Annotated in this window: 16 protein-coding genes; 8 read left to right on the top strand and 8 right to left on the bottom strand. The window is 69.0% G+C overall.

All coding sequences use genetic code 11. From position 1 onward, the window contains the following. Positions 1–22: 22 nt before the first annotated feature. The 6 genes from yjfF to AB0L53_RS18350 form a co-directional block, all read right to left on the bottom strand. The gene (yjfF, locus tag AB0L53_RS18375; RefSeq protein ID WP_363994780.1) at positions 23–1,006 is read right to left on the bottom strand and encodes a galactofuranose ABC transporter, permease protein YjfF; all 984 of its coding nucleotides are present in this window, start codon (positions 1,004–1,006) and stop codon (positions 23–25) included. Next, a complete protein-coding gene (locus AB0L53_RS18370) occupies positions 1,003–2,016 on the bottom strand; it encodes an ABC transporter permease (RefSeq protein ID WP_363994777.1) in 1,014 nt (337 codons plus the stop codon). The genes yjfF and AB0L53_RS18370 overlap by 4 nt, the downstream gene beginning before the upstream one ends. Continuing rightward, a complete protein-coding gene (locus tag AB0L53_RS18365; protein WP_363994774.1) occupies positions 2,013–3,536 on the bottom strand; it encodes a sugar ABC transporter ATP-binding protein in 1,524 nt (507 codons plus the stop codon). Before AB0L53_RS18365 ends, AB0L53_RS18370 begins: the two co-directional genes overlap by 4 nt. Before the next feature lie 67 nt (positions 3,537–3,603). Then, the gene (locus AB0L53_RS18360; protein WP_363994771.1) at positions 3,604–4,566 is read right to left on the bottom strand and encodes an ABC transporter substrate-binding protein; all 963 of its coding nucleotides are present in this window, start codon (positions 4,564–4,566) and stop codon (positions 3,604–3,606) included. A 73-nt stretch (positions 4,567–4,639) separates the two neighbouring features. After that, positions 4,640–5,623: a LacI family DNA-binding transcriptional regulator gene (locus AB0L53_RS18355; protein WP_363995467.1), complete on the bottom strand. Its 984-nt coding sequence runs from the start codon at positions 5,621–5,623 to the stop codon at positions 4,640–4,642. Between the two features lie 226 nt (positions 5,624–5,849). Continuing rightward, positions 5,850–6,857, bottom strand: coding sequence for a LacI family DNA-binding transcriptional regulator (locus AB0L53_RS18350; RefSeq protein ID WP_363994768.1), 1,008 nt, complete (start codon positions 6,855–6,857; stop codon positions 5,850–5,852). A 125-nt stretch (positions 6,858–6,982) separates the two neighbouring features. Between AB0L53_RS18350 and AB0L53_RS18345 the strand changes: the two genes are divergently transcribed. The 7 genes from AB0L53_RS18345 to AB0L53_RS18315 all read left to right on the top strand — a co-directional run bounded on the left by AB0L53_RS18345 (position 6,983) and on the right by AB0L53_RS18315 (position 17,861). Further along, positions 6,983–8,248 (top strand): sugar ABC transporter substrate-binding protein, encoded by a 1,266-nt coding sequence (locus AB0L53_RS18345; RefSeq protein WP_363994765.1) that lies wholly within the window; start codon positions 6,983–6,985, stop codon positions 8,246–8,248. 104 nt (positions 8,249–8,352) lie between these two features. After that, positions 8,353–9,222, top strand: a complete 870-nt coding sequence (locus AB0L53_RS18340) for a sugar ABC transporter permease (RefSeq protein ID WP_358555109.1) — start codon at positions 8,353–8,355, stop codon at positions 9,220–9,222. Beyond that, positions 9,219–9,983 (top strand): carbohydrate ABC transporter permease, encoded by a 765-nt coding sequence (locus AB0L53_RS18335; RefSeq protein ID WP_357648178.1) that lies wholly within the window; start codon positions 9,219–9,221, stop codon positions 9,981–9,983. Before AB0L53_RS18340 ends, AB0L53_RS18335 begins: the two co-directional genes overlap by 4 nt. After that, positions 9,976–12,030 carry a beta-L-arabinofuranosidase domain-containing protein gene (locus AB0L53_RS18330; RefSeq protein ID WP_363994761.1) on the top strand — a complete coding sequence of 685 codons (2,055 nt, stop codon included), beginning with the start codon at positions 9,976–9,978 and terminating at the stop codon, positions 12,028–12,030. The genes AB0L53_RS18335 and AB0L53_RS18330 overlap by 8 nt, the downstream gene beginning before the upstream one ends. A 20-nt stretch (positions 12,031–12,050) precedes the next feature. After that, a complete protein-coding gene (locus tag AB0L53_RS18325; protein ID WP_363994758.1) occupies positions 12,051–16,052 on the top strand; it encodes an Ig-like domain-containing protein in 4,002 nt (1,333 codons plus the stop codon). Positions 16,053–16,112: 60 nt separating this feature from the next. Next, a complete protein-coding gene (locus AB0L53_RS18320) occupies positions 16,113–16,313 on the top strand; it encodes a DUF4236 domain-containing protein (protein ID WP_357939902.1) in 201 nt (66 codons plus the stop codon). A gap of 165 nt (positions 16,314–16,478) precedes the next feature. Then, positions 16,479–17,861 carry an amidase gene (locus tag AB0L53_RS18315; RefSeq protein WP_363994755.1) on the top strand — a complete coding sequence of 461 codons (1,383 nt, stop codon included), beginning with the start codon at positions 16,479–16,481 and terminating at the stop codon, positions 17,859–17,861. A gap of 2 nt (positions 17,862–17,863) precedes the next feature. Here the strand turns inward: AB0L53_RS18315 and AB0L53_RS18310 are convergent, their stop codons facing one another. Then, positions 17,864–18,583, bottom strand: coding sequence for a phytanoyl-CoA dioxygenase family protein (locus AB0L53_RS18310; RefSeq protein WP_363994752.1), 720 nt, complete (start codon positions 18,581–18,583; stop codon positions 17,864–17,866). Between the two features lie 93 nt (positions 18,584–18,676). On the opposite strand from AB0L53_RS18310, the gene AB0L53_RS18305 reads away from it, so the two are divergent. Next, positions 18,677–19,207, top strand: coding sequence for a type II toxin-antitoxin system prevent-host-death family antitoxin (locus tag AB0L53_RS18305; protein WP_363994749.1), 531 nt, complete (start codon positions 18,677–18,679; stop codon positions 19,205–19,207). Here AB0L53_RS18305 and AB0L53_RS18300 read toward each other — a convergent pair whose 3' ends face one another. Beyond that, positions 19,208–20,053 (bottom strand): intradiol ring-cleavage dioxygenase, encoded by an 846-nt coding sequence (locus AB0L53_RS18300; protein WP_363994746.1) that lies wholly within the window; start codon positions 20,051–20,053, stop codon positions 19,208–19,210. It lies immediately after the preceding gene. Positions 20,054–20,097: the final 44 nt, after the last annotated feature.

The raw sequence follows: 20,097 nt of genomic DNA, 5'->3' as shown, positions 1-20,097 counted from the left end.
ACGGCGGAGGCCGTGCCGGAGGTCAGGTCCGGCGCGCCGAGAATAGACGCTGGAGCAGGATGAAGACGAAGAGCAGAAGTCCGATGAATATCTTGGTCCACCACGAGCTGAGCGTGCCCTCGAAGCTGATGACCGTCTGGATCAGGCCCAGCACGAGCACGCCCAGCACGGTGCCGAGCAGGAACCCCGAGCCGCCGGTCAGCAACGTGCCGCCGATCACGACGGCCGCGATCGCGTCGAGCTCCATACCGACGGCGTGCAGCCCGTACCCCGAGAGCATGTAGAACGACAGCAGCACCCCGCCGAGCGCCGAGCAGAACCCGCTGACCGTGTAGACCGTGATCTTCGTCCGGGCCACGGGCAGGCCCATGAGCAGCGCGGACTGCTCGCTGCCCCCGGTGGCGTAGACGGCGCGGCCCAGGCGCGTGTAGTGCAGCACGTACGCCGCCACGAGCACCACAACGGCAGCGATGATCACGCTCGGCGAGATCCACAGACCGGCGAACAGGTCGATCCTGGTCTGCGCGAACGCCGTGAACGTCGGGTCCTCGATGGGGATCGAGTCGGTGCCGATCGTGTAGCACAGCCCCCTGGCCAGGAACATCCCGGCCAGCGTGACGATGAACGGCTGGATGTCGAAGGCGTGGATGATGTACCCCATCACCAGCCCCAGCGCGGCGCCGATGACCAGCACCAGCGGGATCACCAGGTACGGCGGCCACCCGGGTCCCTTCATCAGGCTCGCCGAGATCATCGTGGACAGCGCGACCACCGAGCCGACCGACAGGTCGATCCCCCCGGTGAGGATCACGAACGTCATGCCGACGGCCACGACCAGCAGGAAGGCGTTGTCGATGAAGACGTTGAGTATCACCTGCCCGCTGGCGAACCCCTCGTAGCGGATGCCGCCCGCGACGAACATCGCCACGAACAGGCCGGCGGTCACCAGGACGGGCACGTACTTGGCCGGGATCGTCCTGAGGCCGTTGAGCGTCACGGTCGTCATGCCGTCACCCTGACCTTCTCCTCGGCCGCCGGGCTGGGCGGCACGGCTCGGCGGCGACGGCCGAACACCTTCTCGCGGAACGACTTCGACTGGATGAGGCAGACCGCGGTCACCACGAGCGCCTTGAACAGCAGCGTGGTCTCCGGCGGCACCCCGATGGAGTAGATGGTCGTGGTCAGCGTCTGGATGATCAGCGCGCCGAGCACGGTGCCGCCGAGCGAGAAGCGCCCGCCCGACAGTGAGGTGCCGCCGATGACCACGGCCAGGATGGCGTCGAGCTCGACCCAGAGGCCGGCGTTGTTGCCGTCGGCGCTGGAGACGTTCGAGCTGATCATCAGCCCGGCGACGCCGGCGCAGAGCGCGGCGAAGGCGTAGACCATGATGATGATGCCGCGCGCGCGGATCCCGGCGAGCCTGCTGGCCTCGGCGTTGCCGCCGACCGACTCGATCAGCATGCCCAGGGCCAGCCTGCGGGTGAGGAACACGGTGATCGCCAGGACCACCACGACCAGCAGGATGCCGAAGGGCACGGTCAGCCAGTAGCCGCCGCCGATGACCTTGTACGAGGGGCTGTTGACGGTGATGATCTGCCCGCCGGTGATCAGCTGGGCCAGGCCGCGCCCGGCCACCATGAGGATCAGCGTGGCGATGATCGGCTGAATGCCGACGACCGCGACGAGCAGGCCGTTCCACGCCCCGAGCAGCACCGACAGGCCGAGCGCCAGCGCCACGGCGGTGAACACGCCGGCGTCGTCGCTGATCTGCAGGCAGGCCAGCGCCCCCGCGATCGCCACCACCGAGCCGACCGACAGGTCGATGCCGCCGGTCGCGATGACCAGCGTCATCCCGAGCGAGACCAGGATGAGCGGGGCGCCGAACCGCAGGATGTCGATCAGGCTGCCGTAGAGATGGCCGTCGCGCATCTGGATCGAGAAGAAGTTCGCGGTGAAGAACACGTTGACGAGGAGCAGCAGGGCCAGGATGACGACCGGCCAGAGCAGGCGTCTCATTCCGTTCGCCCCCCGCCCGCGCCGCCGCTTGCGATGGTCTCCATGAGCACGTCCGTGGTGAGGTCGTCGTCGTTGGGCAGCTCGGCGACCAGCCTGCGGTCGCGCAGGACGCCGACCTTGTGGCTGAGCCGCAGCACCTCCTCCAGCTCGGCGGAGATGAACAGCACCGCCATGCCGCCGTCGGACAGCTGGGCGACCAGGCGCTGGATCTCGGTCTTCGCGCCGATGTCGATGCCGCGGGTGGGCTCGTCGAGGATGAGCAGCCTGGGCTCCAGGATCAGCCACCTGGCCAGCAGGACCTTCTGCTGGTTGCCGCCGCTGAGGTCGCGTACGAGGTGCTCCGGGTTGGCCGGGCTGATCTTCAGCGCGGCGATGTACTTGCCGACCAGCTCGTCCTGCTGCTCACGCGGGACCGGCCTGGTCCAGCCCCTGGTGGCCTGCAGGGCCAGGATGATGTTCTCCCTGAGCGTGAGGTCGGGGATCAGCCCGTCCGACTTGCGGTTCTCCGAGCAGAACGCGATCCGGTGGTTCATCGCGACGCGCGGCGCGCGCAACGAGACGGGCGTCCCCTCGATGCTCACCTCGCCGACGCTCGCGTGGTCGGCGCCGAACAGCAGCCGCGCGACCTCCGTACGGCCCGAGCCCAGCAGCCCGGCCAGCCCCACGACCTCGCCCTCGTGGACGGTCAGCGTGAACGGCTCGATGGCCCCGGCCCGGCCCAGCCCGCGCGCCTCCAGCAGCGGCCGGTCGAACACCTTGGCCTCACCATGCAGCTTCTCCAGGGCGGCCAGCTCCTGGCCGATCATCTTGGCGACCAGCTCGACCTGGCTGAGCTCCGCGGTGAGGTATTCGCCCACCAGCCGCCCGTTGCGCAGGATCGTCATCCGGTCGGAGATCTCGTAGACCTGATCGAGGAAGTGCGAGACGAACAGGATCGCGATGCCCTCCTCCTTGAGGGTGCGCATCACGCGGAAGAGCTGCTCGACCTCGCTCGCGTCGAGGCTGGAGGTCGGCTCGTCGAGGATCAGCACCCGGGCCTCGATGTCGATGGCTCGCGCGATGGCCACCATCTGCTGGATGGCCGGCGAGTAGGTCGACAGGGGCGCCGAGACGTCGAGGTCGAGCTCCAGCCGGGCCAGCAGCTCCGCAGCCCTGGCCCGCATCCGCCGCCAGTCGATTCTGCCCCAGCGCCGGGGCTCGCGGCCGACGAAGATGTTCTCGGCGACCGAGAGGTTCGCGCAGAGGTTGACCTCCTGGTAGACCGTGCTGATGCCGGCCCCTTGAGCCTCCAGCGGGCTGCCGAACGAGACGGGCTCGCCGAGCAGCTCGATGGAGCCGGCGTCGATGGAGTGGACGCCGGTCAGCACCTTGATCAGGGTGGACTTGCCCGCGCCGTTCTCGCCCATGAGCGCGTGCACCTCGCCCGGCAGCAGTCGCAGGTCCACGCCGTCGAGAGCCTTCACGCCGGGGAACTGTTTGCCGATTCCGCTCATCAGCAGGATCGGCGCGGGTACGGCCATCGGCGCCCCTCTCCTCCTCTTGCTCGTATGGGTGGGCCGGCCCCCGAGGGCCGGCCCCGGTCGGCGGTCAGTACTGGCGGTTGGGCAGAGCGGCCTTGGCCTGCTCCTGGTTGAACGCCGTCTCCTGCGTGATCACGCGGGTCGGCACGGTCTCGTTCTTGACGACCTTCTTGGCCAGGTCCATCAGCTGCGGGCCGAGCAGCGGGGAGCACTCGACGATGTAGTTGATCTTTCCGTCGGCGAGCGCCTGCATGCCGTCCTTGACAGCGTCGACCGTGATGATCTTGATGTCCTTGCCGGGCACCTTGCCCGCGCCCTCGATGGCCTCGATCGCACCCAGCCCCATGTCGTCATTGTGCGCATAAAGCACGTCGATGTCCGGAGTGGACTTCAGGAAGGCCTCCATGACCTCCTTGCCCTTGGCCCGGGTGAAGTCGCCGGTCTGCGAGGCGACGATCTGGAACTTGGGCTCGGCCTTGATGACCTCCTGGAAGCCCGCCTTGCGGTCGTTGGCCGGCGCCGAGCCCGTGGTGCCCTGCAGCTCGACGATCTTGACCGGGTCGGTACTGCTCTTGTACTCGTCCACCAGCCACTTGCCGGCCTTGCGGCCCTCCTCGATGAAGTCCGAGCCGAGGAAGGTCTTGTAGAGCGAGGTGTCCTTGGAGTCCACGGCCCGGTCGGTCAGGATCACCGGGATCTTGGCGTCCTTGGCCTCCTTGAGCACGGTGTCCCAGCCCGACTCCACCACCGGTGAGAAGGCGATGACGTCCACCTTCTGCTGGATGTAGGAGCGGATCGCCTTGATCTGGTTCTCCTGCTTCTGCTGGGCGTCCGAGAACTTCAGGGTGATCCCGGCTGACTTGGCCGAGTCCTGCACCGACTTGGTGTTCGCCGTGCGCCAGCCGCTCTCCGCGCCGACCTGTGAGAAGCCCATCGTGATCGCGCCACCGCCACCACCGCCGCCGCCGCATCCGGCCACCGCCATGGCGGTGAACCCGGCGAGCATCAACACCGAGATCCTCTTCAACACGTGGGGGGTCCCTTCTGATGTGAGCGCTAACACCGAACGCGTGGGTGCGTGCGCGCTTCCTATCGTGTACGGCCTACCGCCGGGCCGTACTGGCCCGGGAGACGAGCGAGGGCGGGACCACGAGGCGTTCGCGCTCGTGGGAGCCTTGGCCCTCGATCTGCCGAAGGAGCACCTCGATGCTGTGCCTGCCCACCGCGCCGAAGTCCTGCCTGATGGTGGTGAGCGGCGGCGAGAAGAACTCCGATTCGGGGATGTCGTCGAAACCGACGACGCTCACCTGGTCGGGCACTCTCACCCCCTGCTCGGTGAACGCCCGCAGCACGCCCAGCGCCATCTGATCGTTGGCGACGAACACCGCCGTGACGTCCTTCATGCTCGCCAAGCTGCGCCCCGCCTCGTATCCCGAGCGCGGGCTCCAGTCTCCGGCGAGCGGCTCAGGGGCCGGACGGCCCGCCTGCTCCAGCGCGGCCCGCCACCCGGCCACGCGTCCCTCGGCCTCCAGCCAGTCGGAGGGGCCGCGGATGTGCCAGACCGTCTCGTGTCCCAGGGAGAGCAGGTGCTCGGTGGCCATCCTGCCGCCGCGCACCTGGTCGACGCAGACGACCGACACGTCACCGGCCTCGCCGCCCTCGACGGCGACCGTGGGCACCCCGAACGGGAGCTCGCCCAGCGCCTGGGCCGCCGACCGTTGCGGCGCGACCACCACGATGCCGTCGACGCCCTGGTCGGCCAGGTAGTCGAGGGCGTCACTGACGCCGATCTTGTCGATGGACTTGAGACTCACGATGCTGACGAAGTAGCCGGCCCCCCGGGCCGCCTGCTCGATGCCGTAGACCGTGCTGGCCGGGCCGTACAGCGTGGTGTCGAAGCTGACCACGCCGAGCGTCCTGGAGTGCTTGGTGACCAGGGCGCGGGCGACGAGGTTGCGGCGGTAGCCGAGCTTGTCGATCGCCTCCATCACCCGCGCGCGGGTCTCGCTGCGCACGTTGGGATGCTCGTTGAGCACGCGTGAGACCGTCTGGTGCGATACCCCGGCCTCTTTGGCCACATCGGCCATGACCGGCGGTCGACGCCCCTGGGTCGCTCCCACTGCCGTGCTCCCTTCCTGGCTTGGCATGACTGTGAACGTTAACAACAGGTCTCGTCAAGAGGTCGTCCGATTACGGTCGCGTCACACGAGCCCTGCCTTGAGCGCTCCTCATCTTTGGCGCCCAGCCTGGAGAGGAAGTTCACTCAGAATGTTAACGCTAACATACCAGGAGGGCCAGGCCCTCCGCGCGCGGTTACGCCGACGACGCCGTGGAGTCGCGGATCACCAACTGGCAGGGCATGCGATGGACGCCCGGCGTGGCCCGTCCGTCGATGGCCGCGAACAGATGCTGGGCGGCCGTCCTGCCGAGGAGTTCGAGGTTCATGTCCACGGTCGTCAGGGCCGGGCGCGTCTCGGTCGACAGCACCTCCCAGTTGTCGTAGCCGATCACCGCGATGTCGTCGGGCACCCGCCGCCCCCGCTCGCGGACCGCCTCCACGAACCCGGCCGCGACCTGGTCGCTGCCACAGAACACCGCGTCGATCTCCGGCTGGGCCATCAGCAGCATCTCCGCCGCGTGCCGCCCCCACCGCTGCGACCACGCGCCCCAGAGCGTCTCGCCCGCCTGCTCCAGCCCCGCCTCGGACAGCGCCAGCTGCACGCCGGCCACGCGATCACGGGCCGCCTTGTAGTGCTCGGGCCCGGTGACGTGCGCGATCCGGCGCCGGCCCAGCGCGATCAGATGGTTGACGGCCATCACCGCGCCGCCCACGTCGTCCGGCACGAACGACACGTCCTCCGGATCGTCCGACGGCCCGTAGGCGTAGACCACCGGCACTCCGAGGTCGCGGCTGACGGACGGCCGCAGGTTGGTGCTCTCGCCCACCACGATCAGCCCGTCGACGCGGCGCGACAGCAGCGCGCGCAGGTGGTGCTGCTCCCTGATGGCGTCGCCGCGGGCGTCGCAGAGCAGCACCGCCATCTCCCCCGCGCCGAACGCGTCCTCCGCCCCGAGCAGCACCGGGATGCCGAACCGGCCCGCGCTGTCAGAGGTGAGCAGCCCGACCGTCCGCGTCTGCCCGGACAGCAGCCCCCTGGCCAGGGCGTTCGGCTGGAAGGAGAGCTCCTCCGCCGCGGCGAGCACGCGCTGACGGGTCGAGGCCCGCACGTCCTGCCGCCCGTTGAGCGCCTTGGAGGCCGTGGCGATCGACACCCCTGCCAGGGAGGCCACGTCGTTGATGGTCGCGCGCCTACCCGCCATATTTTCGAAACCCTTTTCAGTAACCCGGTATCTAGGACAAACCATAATACCCATTGACAGGCCCCAATGTTTCTTCTACGTTTCCGAAAACCTTTCAGTTCACGGGGGTCCCGAAGGAGACAACCATGAGACGACGGCTGGCTGGGATCGCCTTCCTCGGTTTGTTAGCGCTCACATCCGCCGCTTGCGGCAGCGGTGGGAGCGAGAAGCAGCCCCAAGCGGCAGGCCCGGTCACGATCACCATGTGGACCCGCGCGGCGACGCAGGCCCAGAGCGAACGGCTGGTGAAGGCCTACAACAGCAGTCACAAGAACCAGGTGAAACTGACCGTCATCCCGACGGACAACTACCAGCCGCGCATCGCGGCCGCGGCCGGGGCGAAGCAGTTGCCGGACGTGTTCGCGGCCGACGTGATCTTCGTCCCGAACTACACCTCGCAGGGCCTGTTCATGGACATCACCGACCGGGTCAACGCCCTGCCGTACAAGGCCGGTCTCGCGCCCTCCCACATGAAGCTGGGCACGCTGGACGGCAAGCTCTACACCCTGCCGCACACGCTGGACCTGTCGGTCTGGTTCTGGAACAAGGACCTCTACGCCAAGGCCGGGCTCGACCCGGAGAAGGGGCCCAAGACGCTGAAGGAGTTCGCCCAGCAGGCCACCACGATCCAGCAGAAGCTGGGCAAGGACGGCAAGGTGCACGGTACGTTCTTCGGCGGCAACTGCGGCGGCTGTTACGTCTTCACCTTCTGGCCCTCGGTCTGGGCGGCCGGCGCCCAGGTCATGAACGCCGAAGGCACCACCTCGCTCAACGACCAGCCCGCGATGACCGAGGTGTTCAAGACCTACCGCGACCTGTACGAGAAGAAGGTCACCGGCCCGACGGCCAAGGAGGAGCAGGGCCCGACCTGGACCGGCTTCTTCCCCAAGGGCGAGATCGGCGTCATGCCCATGCCGTCGACCACGCTCGGCACGATGCCCGCCGGGATGAAGATCGGCGTCACGCCCATCGCCGGTCCCGACGGCGGCGAGTCGACGTTCGTGGGCGGCGACTCGATCGGCATCTCCTCGACGTCCAAGAACGCCGACGCGGCCTGGGACTTCCTGTCCTGGACCGTCTCCGATGACGCGCAGGTCGAGGTCATGGCCAAGAACAAGGACGTGCTCGCGCGTACGGACCTGGCCAACAACAAGTACTCGGCTGAGGACCCGCGTGTTGTGCTGATCAACTCGCTGGTCGCCAAGGGGCAGACGCCTTACGCGTTGCGCTTCGGCCAGACGTTCAACGACCCGCAGGGGCCGTGGCTGCGACTGGCTCGCGAGGCGGTGTTCGGCGACGCCGCGAAGGTCCCCCAACTGAATGCCGAGATAACGAAGTCCCTGCAGCAATGATCGCAACTGTGTTCATGGCCTCACTCCGTTCGGCGAGTCGGTCGCTCAAAAAGCTCCCGACTTCGTCGGGAGCGCGACCTCCGGGGCGGCGGGCGGCGCACACGGTGCCGTCCGCCCGATGGCGGAGGAGACAGGTCCAAGGCTGGCTGTACGCCGCGCCGACCGCCGTCATCGTGGGCGTCCTGTTCCTCGCACCGCTGGTGCTGGTCGTCTGGATGTCGCTGAACCGCTGGCCGTTGCTGGGCCAGGCGGTCTTCAACGCGCCCGACAACTACACCAAGATTCCGAAGAACCCGCTGTTCTTCGACGCGGTGCTCTTCACGCTGAAGTACACCGCCATCACCACCGTCCTGCTATCGGCCGTCGCGCTCGGCCTGGCCCTGCTCGTGCAGGAGCGCCGGCCGGGGGTGGCCTTCTTCCGTACCGCGTTCTTCCTGCCGGGAGCCGTCGGCTTCGCCGCCGCCGCGCTGCTGTTCTACGGCATGCTGAACAACGACTTCGGCCCGATCGACCCGCTGCTCCAGACGCTGGGGATCACGCACGAGCCGGTGAAGTGGATCGGCACGCCCAACATGGCGTTGTTCTCCACGATCGCGCTCGTGCTGTGGCGCTTCGCCGGGTTCAACATGCTCATCCTGCTGACCGGCCTGCAGTCGATCCCCGTCGAGGTGTACGAGGCGGCCAGGAGCGACGGCGCCAACCGCTGGCAGATCTTCACCAAGATCACGATGCCGCTGCTGCGCCCGACGCTGGCGCTGATGCTGATCCTCAGCATCACGGGCTCGCTGCTGGCCTTCGACCAGTTCTTCATCTTCACCAACGGCGGCCCGGACAACAGCACGGTCTCGATGGTCATGGTCGTCTACCGCGACGCGTTCTTCCGCTTCGACCTCGGCGGGGCGGCGGCGCTGTCCGTCGTGCTGCTGGTCGCCCTGGTCGGGTTCAACACTCTGCTGATGCGGAGGCTCAAGTGAGGTATTACCCCACTGTCACGGCGCTGGCCATCCTGTTCCTGTTCCCGCTGCTGTGGAGCGGCTGGGCGTCGCTGGAGGAGCCGTCCAACTACCTGAAGATGGCCCAGTTCGGCGAGGGCGTCGGTACCTACGCCACCAACAGCGTGCTGGTGTCGTCGATGACCGTCGCCGGCACGCTGATCGTCTCCGCGCTCGGCGGTTACGCCTTCGCCCGGTTCGACTTCCCGGGGAAGAACCTGCTGTTCCTGGCCACGCTGGCGATCCTCATGGTGCCGTATGCGACGATCCTCATCCCGCTCTACGTGCTGCTCGGCTACCTCGGCCTGCAGAACTCGCTGCTGGGGCTGTCGCTGGTGTTCGTGATGTTCCAGCTGCCGTTCGCGCTGTTCATGATGCGCAACGCCTTCGAGGCGATCCCGCGCGAGCTGGAGGAGGCGGCGCTGGTCGACGGCTGCGGCACCTTCCGGGCCTTCTCCCGGATCCTGCTGCACGCCGTACGGCCCGCGCTCGTCACCGTCGGCCTGTTCGCCTTCCTCGCCTCGTGGAACGACTTCTTCGCACCGCTCATCCTGCTCAACGACGGCGCGTCGTTCACCCTGCCGGTGGCCGTGGTCAGCATGACGCAGGGCACGTTCGGCGCCATCGACTACGGCATGCTCCAGGCCGGCGTCATGGTCATGGCACTCCCCTGTCTCATCCTGTTCGTCATTCTGCAGCGCCACTACGTGCGCGGATTCATGTCGGGAGCTCTGCGTGGCTAATCCTGTCCTGCCCTCATCGGGCGTGCTGTCCCCCCTCGGCCTGGACGCCGTACGCCCGGCGCCCGGCTTCTGGGGCGACCGCATCGCCCTCAACCGGGACGTCACCATCGCCCACTGCCAGGAATGGATGGAGCGCGAAGGCTGGATCGGCAACTTCCGTGGCCGTCTGCCCCGCAAGGGCAGGGAGTTCAGCGACTCGGAGATCTACAAGCTGCTGGAGGGCATGGCGTGGGCCGACCACCCCGCGCTGCCCGAACTGGCCGAGACCGTGGCCAGGGCCCAGGAGGGCGACGGCTACCTCAACACCCGATGGAGCGGCCACCGCTACACCGACTTCGAGTGGGGCCATGAGCTCTACTGCTACGGCCACCTCATCCAGGCCGGGGTCGCCAGGCTGCGCATGCACGGCGAGGACCGGCTGACCGAGGTGGTCAAGCGGGCGGCGGACCACATCTGCCGCCGCTTCATGGACACCTCGGAGACCTGCGGCCACCCGGTGGTGGAGATGGCGCTGGTCGAGCTGTACCGGGCCACCGGCACCGAGCGCTACCTGGAGATGGCCCGCCGCTTCGTCGAACGCCGCGGCCTGCCCGCGCTGGCCGAGATCCCCTTCGGCCGCGCCTACTTCCAGGACGACGTCCCGGTACGGCGCGCGCAGTCGTTGCGCGGGCATGCCGTACGGGCGCTCTACCTGGCCAGCGGCGTCGTCGACGTCGCCGTGGAGACGGGCGACGAGGAACTGCTGAAGGCCGTCGAAGCGCAGTGGGAGCGCGCGGTCGCCAGGCGTACCCATCTGACGGGCGGCATGGGCTCGCGGCACACCGACGAGTCCTTCGGTGACGACTACGAACTGCCGCCGGACCGGGCCTACTCCGAGACCTGCGCGGGCATCGCCTCGATCATGCTGTCGCACCGGCTGCTGCTGGCCACCGGCGACGCCCGGTACGCCGACGTGGCCGAGCGGACGCTGTACAACGTGCTGGCCACCGCGGTGGCCCTGGACGGCCGGTCGTTCTTCTACGCCAACCCGCTGCGCGTGCGGGTGCCGGCCGTGCCGCTGAACGGGGTCAACCACGCCGCCGAGGGCGGGCTGCGCTCGCCGTGGTTCGACGTGTCGTGCTGCCCGAACAACATCGCCCGCACGCTCGCCTCGCTGCCCGCCTATGTGGCGACCAGTGACGCGGGCGGGGTACAGATCCACCACTTCACGCCCGGCGAGATCACCCACGGGCCGCTCGCGTTGCGGGTGGAGACCGGGTATCCGTGGTCGGGCGGGGTGCGCGTGCGGGTTCTGTCGGGTGGCAGCGGGCGGATCTCGCTGCGCGTGCCCGCCTGGGCGAAGGGCGCCACGCTCGCGTACGGTCCAGCGGGTCCGGACGGTGGCGCGGGGTCAGACGCTGGTGAGTCGGACATTTCGCATATGTCGGGTAGTCGGGAGGTCGAGCCCGGATACGCGGTCGTCGCAGGCGACTGGCGGCCCGGTGACGAGATCCGTCTCGACCTGCCCATGGCTCCCCGCTGGACCTTCCCCGACCGGCGGGTGGACGCGCTGCGCGGGAGCGTCGCGGTGGAGCGCGGGCCGCTCGTCTACTGCGCGGAGTCCGTCGCCGACGAGCCGCCACTCGCCGACGTGGCCGCCCGCATCTCGTCCGCACCCATCGACCGTCCGGCCGACCCTCTGGCCGATCAACCAGCTGACCATCCGGCCGACCACCAGGCCGGCTCTCCGGAAGGGGCGTCCGCAGCCGCCCCCGTACCGAGGGCGGCCGGTTCCGAGGCGGGCGCGCCCGATCCCGTCGCGGGCGCGCCCGCCGCTGACCCCGCCGCCGGTTCCACTGTCGGTCCCGCCGCTGGTCCCGCTGTCGATCCCGTTGTGGAGATCGAGGTCGCCGTCGTGCTCGGGGCTCCGGCCACCGACGACTGGCCGTACGGGCCGACGCCCGACGCGCCGGAGGGCACGGACACCGTGCTGCGGCTGGTGCCGTACCACCGCTGGGGCAATGGCGGCCCCGCCACCATGCGCGTCTGGCTGCCTGTCGCCGACTGACACCCCCCATGGAGAACTCCGTGCGCAAAACCCTCTCCGGCCTGGCCGCGTTAGCCGTCGCGGGCAGTCTGCTCGCCGCCGGCTCCCCGGCCACGGCCGTCCAGGACGACCTCGGCATGCCGGTGTTCACCGGCGCCGACCCCGTCCCGGCCGAGCCCGTCCGCTACCAGCCGCGCAAGATGATGGAGGAGATCTACAAGAAGGAGAAGGGCGGCGACTCGTACTGGATCGACCGCATGCTGGCCCGCCCCGGCGACGACCCGGCGGGCACGTGGCTGATGTCGCGGGGCCGGGCGCTGTTCATGAAGGAACACGACCCGTCGGTCATCGGCTTCGGCGGCAGCGTGGCGTACTGGGAGAGCATCGACAACCGCGACGCCTACAGCGTCTCGCTCGGCACGGACCTCAAGGAGGACGTGAGCAAGCGGTTGCAGATGCCCAGCCACTGGATCGGCCAGTACGCGGGCGGCGATCTGGCCGTGACCGTCAAGAAGTTCATCACGCACGAGAACGTGGCGGTCACCACGCTCGCGGTCACGAACAGGGGCACCACGAAGCTGGAGGTGCCGGTCACGGTGATCTCTCCGTACACCAAGACCGCGGACGGCGACCGTGAGCTGACCGGCGTGGTGGCGGCGAAGAACCGGCTGACCACGATCTTCCCCCGGCTCAGCGGCGACGGCCTGAAGGTCGCGGACGGCGCGCTGAAGGGGACGCTCTCCGTCGAGCCGGGCAAGACCGTGCGGACCAAGGTGCAGATGGGCTTCGTCACCGAGGAGCTGGCCGGGTCGCGCGGTGAGTACGACGGCTACAAGGGGCGCTCGCCGGAGAAGGCGCTGCGCCGCCAGCTCCAGGACTACAACGCCTGGTGGGCGGAGAACCTGCCCTACATCGACGTGCCGGACGCCAACATCAAGAAGTTCGTCTACTACCGCTGGTGGTTGATGCGGTTCAACTTCCTCGACGCCGACATCCCGGGCAACGACTTCCAGTTCCCGACGTCGGTGGAGGGGGCGCTCGGCTACAACAACGCGATCGTGCTGACCGTGCCGATGTTCCTGCAGGATCTGAAGTATCTGCGGGATCCGATCTACTCGTACGGCCCGTGGGTGTCGGCCGGCGAGGTATCACGTAACTCGAAATATACGGATAACCCGGGTGATCCGGAGAACTGGTCGAACAGCTACACCCAGTACATCTCGGCTTCCGCGCTGGAGAGCTACCAACTCCACGGCGGCCAGCCCGCGATCCTGCGCAACCTCGCCCGCTACGCGGAGAAGGACGTCTACGGGCAGCTCAACGCCTACGACTCCAACAAGAACGGGGTCATCGAGTACGACTGGGAGGCGATGACCGGCAACGACGCCGACGCGGTGTCGTTCCACTACTACAACCGGGCGAACGAACGGCTCGAGGGCGCCTATGTCTACGCCAACGCGATGGCGGCGGCGCAGGCGTACACGCTGATCGGCGACACCGCGAAGGCCGCTGAGCTGCGGGGCGTGGCCGACAAGGTGAAGAACGGCATCCTCACCCTGCTCTGGGACGACCAGAACAAGCTGTTCAAGCATCGCGACCTGCGGACGGGCAACCTGATCCCGTGGAAGGAATCGAACAACTACATCCCGTTCGCCACCGGCCTGGTCCCGACGGACGACCCGAAATATCGGGAAGCGCTCCGCCTATGGGCCGACCCTGCTGAATATCCGATTTTCCCGGCCTATACGGCTAATCAGAAGGACAAGGCGGAGGCCGCCGCGGCAGGGCATCCGGGGTCGAACAACTTCTCGCAGATCAATTCGACCCGGAACTTCTCGCTGTTCTCCAGAGCGTTGCGCGAATACACCTCGCCGTACATCACGGCCGACCGGTACAAGCAGTTGCTGTACTGGAACGCCTGGTCGCAGTTCGTCGGCGGCGACACCCGTTACCCGGACGCCAACGAGTTCTGGTCGAACTGGAATCCCGCCACCAAGACCATCGACTACCGGTCGTGGATCCACCATACGATCCTCGGTAGTAGCAACTGGACGGTCATCGAGGACGTGATGGGCCTGCGCCCGCGCTCCGACGGCAAGGTCGAGCTGTGGCCGGTCGACATCGGCTGGGACCATTTCACGGTCAACGGCATCAACTACCGCGGCAGCGACCTGAGCATCGTCTGGGACAAGCCCGGCGACGGCAAAACGCACTACGCGGGCGTCCCCGAGGGCTACTCGATCCTTATCGACGGCAAGCGCAAGGTCACGCTGTCCGGGCTCGCGCACGCGGTCTGGGACCCGGCCACGGGCAAGGTCGAGGGCGGAACGGTCGTGCACGCCGAGGCGGCGCGGTCGATGAAGGCCCCGGCCGAGGTGAAGCTGTCGGGCGACCGGGTCGAGGACCTGTTCCAGAAGGCGGGGGTCGACCTCGGCTCCACTCGGCCGAACCTGGTCAAGTCCGCCACGGCCTCGTACGGCGACCCGGCGGGCGCGGTGGACGGGTTCACCATCAACGAGCCGTACTGGGGCAGCAAGGGCTCCGGCAAGGCGCAGGACTGGCTGGAGGTGGACCTGGGCTCGGCCCGGCCCGTCGACCGGCTGCGCCTGTATTTCTACAACGACCGCAAGAGCTACAGCGAGCCCGCCCTGTACTCGGTGCAGTACCTCGACGGCTCCACCTGGAAGGACGTGCCCGGCCAGGCCAAGGACCCGGTCTATCCCCGGGCCAACCTCAACGAGGTCCGCTTCAGGTCCCTCACCGCCCAGAAGCTGCGCGTGCTGGTCACCCACCGGCCGGGCTACTCGACGGGCTTGAAGGAGGTGCAGGCGTACGCGACCGGCTCGGCTCCGCCGTCCGTGGGCAACCGGGCTCCGTACGTGCTGGCCGTACAGGACGCGACCTTCAACCGTCCCGGCCAGGCCAGGCTGGACGCGGTCGTCAAGGACGACGGGCTGCCGTCGGGGACGCTCAGCATGACGTGGAGCGTCGTCGACGGGCCGGGGCAGGCGTTCTTCACCGATCCGGCGAGCCCTGCCACGGTCGCGTCGTTCACCGAGGCGGGCACGTACCACCTGAAGCTGACCGCCTCCGACGGCGCCAAGTCGGCGTCCGGCACGGTCGCCGTCACGGTGGGCGCGCTGGGCACGCAGGTGAACGTGGCGCCGTACGCGACGCCGACCGCCTCCTACACCTCGCCGTGGGAGAAGGTGACGGCGATCAACGACGGCATCGAGCCGCCGCGCTCCAACGACGGCGCCAACCCGCGCTGGGGCACCTGGCCGCAGGAGGGCACGCAGTGGGTGCAGCTCGACTGGCCCTCGCCGGTACGGGTGAACAAGGCCGACCTGTACTTCTTCGATGACGGCGGCGGCGTCCGCGTCCCGGCGTCGTGGAAGATCCAGGCATGGGACGGCGACTCCTTCGAGGACGTGACCGGCGCCGCCTCCTACCCGACCGCGGCCGACGCCTACAACACGGTCTCGTTCGACACGGTGACGACGACGAAGCTGCGCGCCGAACTGGTCTCCGGGCCGGCATCCGTCGGCGTGCTGGAGTGGAAGGCGTACGCGGTGCCGCCGGACTCGGTGCGGCCGGTGTACGTCCCGACGGTGGCCGGCACGCTGCCCCAGCTCCCGGCCAAGGTGGAGACGCTGTACGCGGACGGCGGCCGGGGTCAGGCCGCGGTGACGTGGCAGCAGGTGACCGCCGACCAGGTCAAGTCCGGTGGCACCAGCTTCAAGGTCGCCGGGCTCGCCGAGGGCCTGCGCTCACCCGTCGAGGCCACGGTGTACGTCAGGACGAGTCCGGCGGTGACCATCACCTCGATCGCCGAGGAGGCGGTGCGGACCCGGGCGGGCACCGCGCCGTCGCTGCCGGCGACCGTGGTGGCCACGTACAACGACGGGTCCAAGGACAGCTCGGTCGCTGTCACCTGGGCGCAGATCGACCCGAGCTCGTACGCCTCCCCCGGCACCTTCTCGGTGACCGGGCAGGTGGCGGGCACCACGGTCCCGGCGAACGCGACGGTGACAGTGGAGTGACCACCACACTAAACCCGATATTTCGCCAATTTTCGGGTAGCTGGGAGCCCTCGCGATCTCATGGAGGGAACCTCGATGGGCTGGAGCTACCGAAAGTCGATCAAGCTCGGGCCGTTCAGGCTCAATCTGTCGCGCGGCGGTGTCGGGCACAGCTGGGGCAACCGGTTGTTCCGTGTCACCCGCACGGCGGACGGCCGCCGCACGATATCCGTCAACCTGCCCGGTGGTTTCACCTGGCGCAAGACCACCCGGCATAACTAGCCGGATATTCCGAAGGGCCGGAGGCGATCGCCTCCGGCCCTTTTTCGTACCGCTCCGACCTGCGCGTTCTTCGGCTGGCTGAAGCGGCCGGGAAAGACAAGACTGCCTCTTTCTGAATTCTCGCCCTACATTCCTCGGCACCGCTTACCCCTCAAGGAGGATGTTGTGGCTGAGCTATGGGCATTGACCGCCGGAGATCTGACGCGGCTGATCGGCACCCGCGAGGTGTCCAGCCGTGAGGTGGTCCAGGCCCATCTGACGCGGATCACCGAGGTGAATTCGCAGGTAAACGCCATCACGGTGGTGTTGGAGGAGCAGGCCCTCGACGCGGCGGACGCCGCCGACCGGGTCCTGCGCGAGGGCACGGCGCCGGGCCCACTCTGCGGCGTCCCCATGACGGTCAAGGAGAACGTCGACGTGGCCGGCTCGGCGACGACACTCGGCATCGTCCCCCTCCGTGACGCCGTCGCCCAGCGCGACGCTCAGCACATCGCCCAGTTGCGCGCGGCGGGCGCGATCCCGATCGGCCGGACGAACATGCCGGAGTTCGGCATCCGCTGGCACACCGACAACGACCTGCGCGGCTCGACCCGCAACCCCTGGTCGGCCGGCCACACGCCGGGCGGCTCCAGCGGCGGCGACGCGGCCGCGGTGGCGACCGGCCTGACCCCGCTCGGCATCGGCAACGACGGCGCCGGCTCGCTGCGCTGGCCCGCGCAGTGCTGCGGCGTCGCCGCGCTGAAGCCGTCGCTGGGCCGGATCGCCCAGCGAGGGCAGGCGTCGCCGTTCGCGTTCCAGCTCCTGGGTGTGCACGGGCCGATCGCGCGCCGGGTGGCCGACCTGCGGCTGGCCTTCGACCACATGTGCGGCCACGCGCCCGGCGACCCTTGGTACGCCCCGGTCCCCCTGCGGGGCCCCGCCCCGGCGACGCCGATCGGGGTGGCCGCGGTCACCGGCCTCGACGCGGACCCCCGGGTCACCGCCGCCGTGCGGCAGGCGGCCAAACTGCTCGCCGACGCCGGGTACCAGGTGACGGAGAGCCTGCCGCCCGCCCTGGACCGGGCCTCCGAGATCTACACCCAGATCATGTCCTCCTACGGCCGCGTCCACGAGGAGCAGCCACCCGTCGAGACGGTCGCCTCCAAGGGGTTCGTCCAGTTCTGGGCCGCCTACGAGGAGATCTGGACGCGAGCGGGCGGGCGCGCCGCCTTCGACCCGATGATGGAACGCGCCGCCATCGCGCGGGCCTGGGACGACTGGACGGCCTCGACCCCGCTGGTCCTCGCGCCGATCTGCACGATCCCGGCGTTCCCGGTGGGCGCCGACCTCGATCCCGAGTGGCTGGCCGGGTGGCCGGCGGCGCTGCGCATGAGTGTGGTGGCCAACCTGCTGGGGCTGCCCTCGGTCGCCGTCCCGACCGGTTTGGCGGACGGGCTGCCGCAGGCCGTACAGATCATCGGACCGCGCTTCCGCGAGGACCTGTGCCTGGACGCGGCCGCCGCCATCGAGGCCGGAACCCCGCCCCTGACACCGATCGACCCCCGCTGAGCTCAGCGGAGCGCTCTGGCCAGGGGCGTGTCGGCCGCCGGATCCAACGGCTCGGCCAGCATGAACGGCATCTGCGCCATGAACCTCGGCCGCTCGCCCAGGTGCTCCTGCGCGGCGTGCACGGTCAGCGGATGCACCAGGTAGGCGTCCCCCGGTGAGCCGGTCGCCAGCGCCACCGGCCGGTCCTTGCTTGCCGCGTCCACCAGCGCGCCCGCGCTGATGTGGTCGTACACCTGCTGCTCGTCCAGCGCCCGGAAGCTGTCCCGCTGCGACCCCGCCCTGACCCGGGTCGGCGCGTCCGACTCGCCGACCTCCGAGAACAGCATGAGCACCAGGAGGGTATGCGAGCGAACGGTCACCCCCCAGCTGCCGTCGGGCCGCGACACGCCGGCGTCCAGGTGCCAGCCGCGGTCATCGGCGGGCGGTCGCCGCGGGAACCGGATCGGGATGTTGCCCGCCGCGCCACGCGGCTGCCAGCCGCCCTTCCCGCACACCGCGTCCAACCCCGCCGCCAGCTCGGGCGACCTGACCAACTCGCCGAACGGCCCCTGCCCCGTCATGTCCGCGGCCCACACCACCGGCTCGCGCCATCCTTCGGGCTCGTCCGGCGACAGGCCGATCTGCTGCCACAGCAGCGCCTGCGCCGCCTCACCCTGCTCGCGCGAACCGATCGTCAACTTCACGAAGCCGTCCCGCACGAACGACTCCACCAGTGCCTCCATGCCGACCACGCTATTGACGGCCGCAACCGGTTTTCGAGCCCGAGTTTGTAAGGCGGCTTGCATTTTATCGGTAAGGTGGCTTACATTTTCCGGATGTACGACACCCCGACCGTCTATGAAGAGCTCGTCGCCCGGCTCGGCCCCCCGCTCGGCGTCGAGGAGGCGCGTGTTCACTGGGGCCGGTTGGTGCGCGCCGCCCAGGACGGCGAGACGACGCTGATCACCCGCGAACGCTGGGAATGGGCCGCGCTGGTCCCGCTCTCCGGGGTGTCCGGGCCGCTGACCGGCCTGCCCGCCCTGCCGCTGTCAACGGTCCGCCGCAAGCTCGGCGACCTCGTACGACAGGCCGCTCAGCCGCACGACAGCGGCCCCATTCTCCTCACCCGCCACCGCGCCCCCGTGGCCGCCCTGGTCGCCGCCCGTCACCTGGCCGACCGGCGCGAACACCGCCTCGCACCGGAGGACCTGCTGCGCGACGGCAACACCATCCTGTTGACCCAGCTGCCGGGACCGGCCTACTCCGCCGTCGCCCGCGACTCCGACGGCAAGCCGATCGCCACCGGACAAGGCGAGAGCGTCAACGAGGCCCTGCGGCGCCTGCGCCCGCCCGAGGCCGGGGCCTGATCACTTGCCGTCCTTGTCGGAGTCGGCGGAGAAGACGATCGCCCCCAGATAGCCGTCGTCCTCCTCGGTGACCTTCAGCAGCATGCTGTCCTTGTAGATGGTGTCGCCGTCGTTGAAGGTGTCCCGGCCGGTGTGTGCCGCGTACGGCGACTGCGTGAAGACCTTGGTGTTGAGCGCCTCGTCGAACATCACCTGAGTGGTCAGCACCCGCGCGTTGCTGAAATGCACCATCGCGTGGATGTGCACCGTCCGTCCCCGGTACCAACCCGGCCAGATGGTGGTGAACTCCACGATCCCCTTGCTGTTGGTCACCTGAGCGCCGCGCAGGTAGCGCTTGTCGTCCGTCGGAGTCAGATCGTTCGCGGCGCTCTCACCGGTCGGGGCGCCCGTGGGCGGAGCACCGGTCGGCGGGGTGCCCCCGGGACGGCCGCCGCCACCGGTCGACTGCGACTCCGCTCCCGAGTAGAGCCCGGCCGCGTCGCAGTGCCAGATCTCCACCACCGCGTTCCCCAGTGGCTTGCAGGTCTCGCTGTCCTGGACCTTGACCGCCAGGCGCAGGCGCATCCCCTTCCGATCCTCCCGGATGTCGCTGCGGATCTTGTCCGCGTCGAAGTAGTAAGGGCCCTGCGTAGTGGTGGCGGTCAGCGTACAGGTGTTGGCGTCGGCGAACAGGGCGGTCAGATCCTTGGACGTGGTCGCCGTCGGAGACACGCTCGCCCCTGTCGAGGTGGTCACCGCCGGCGCGTCCTGGCCGCAGGCGGCGAGCAGGCTGCCCAGCCCGAGCGAGCTGACCCCGGTGATCAACCGCCGTCGGCTGACGCGCTGGCCCTCATGATCGTGTCCCACGTGGTCGCCTTCCGAAGAGTCGAACTTCCCTTACGCCAGCAAAG

Source organism: Nonomuraea sp. NPDC052129 (genome assembly GCF_040680095.1).
Taxonomy (GTDB): domain Bacteria; phylum Actinomycetota; class Actinomycetes; order Streptosporangiales; family Streptosporangiaceae; genus Nonomuraea.
The sequence above is the reverse complement of the archived record's forward strand: the minus strand, read 5'-3'. Positions and strand labels throughout refer to the sequence as shown.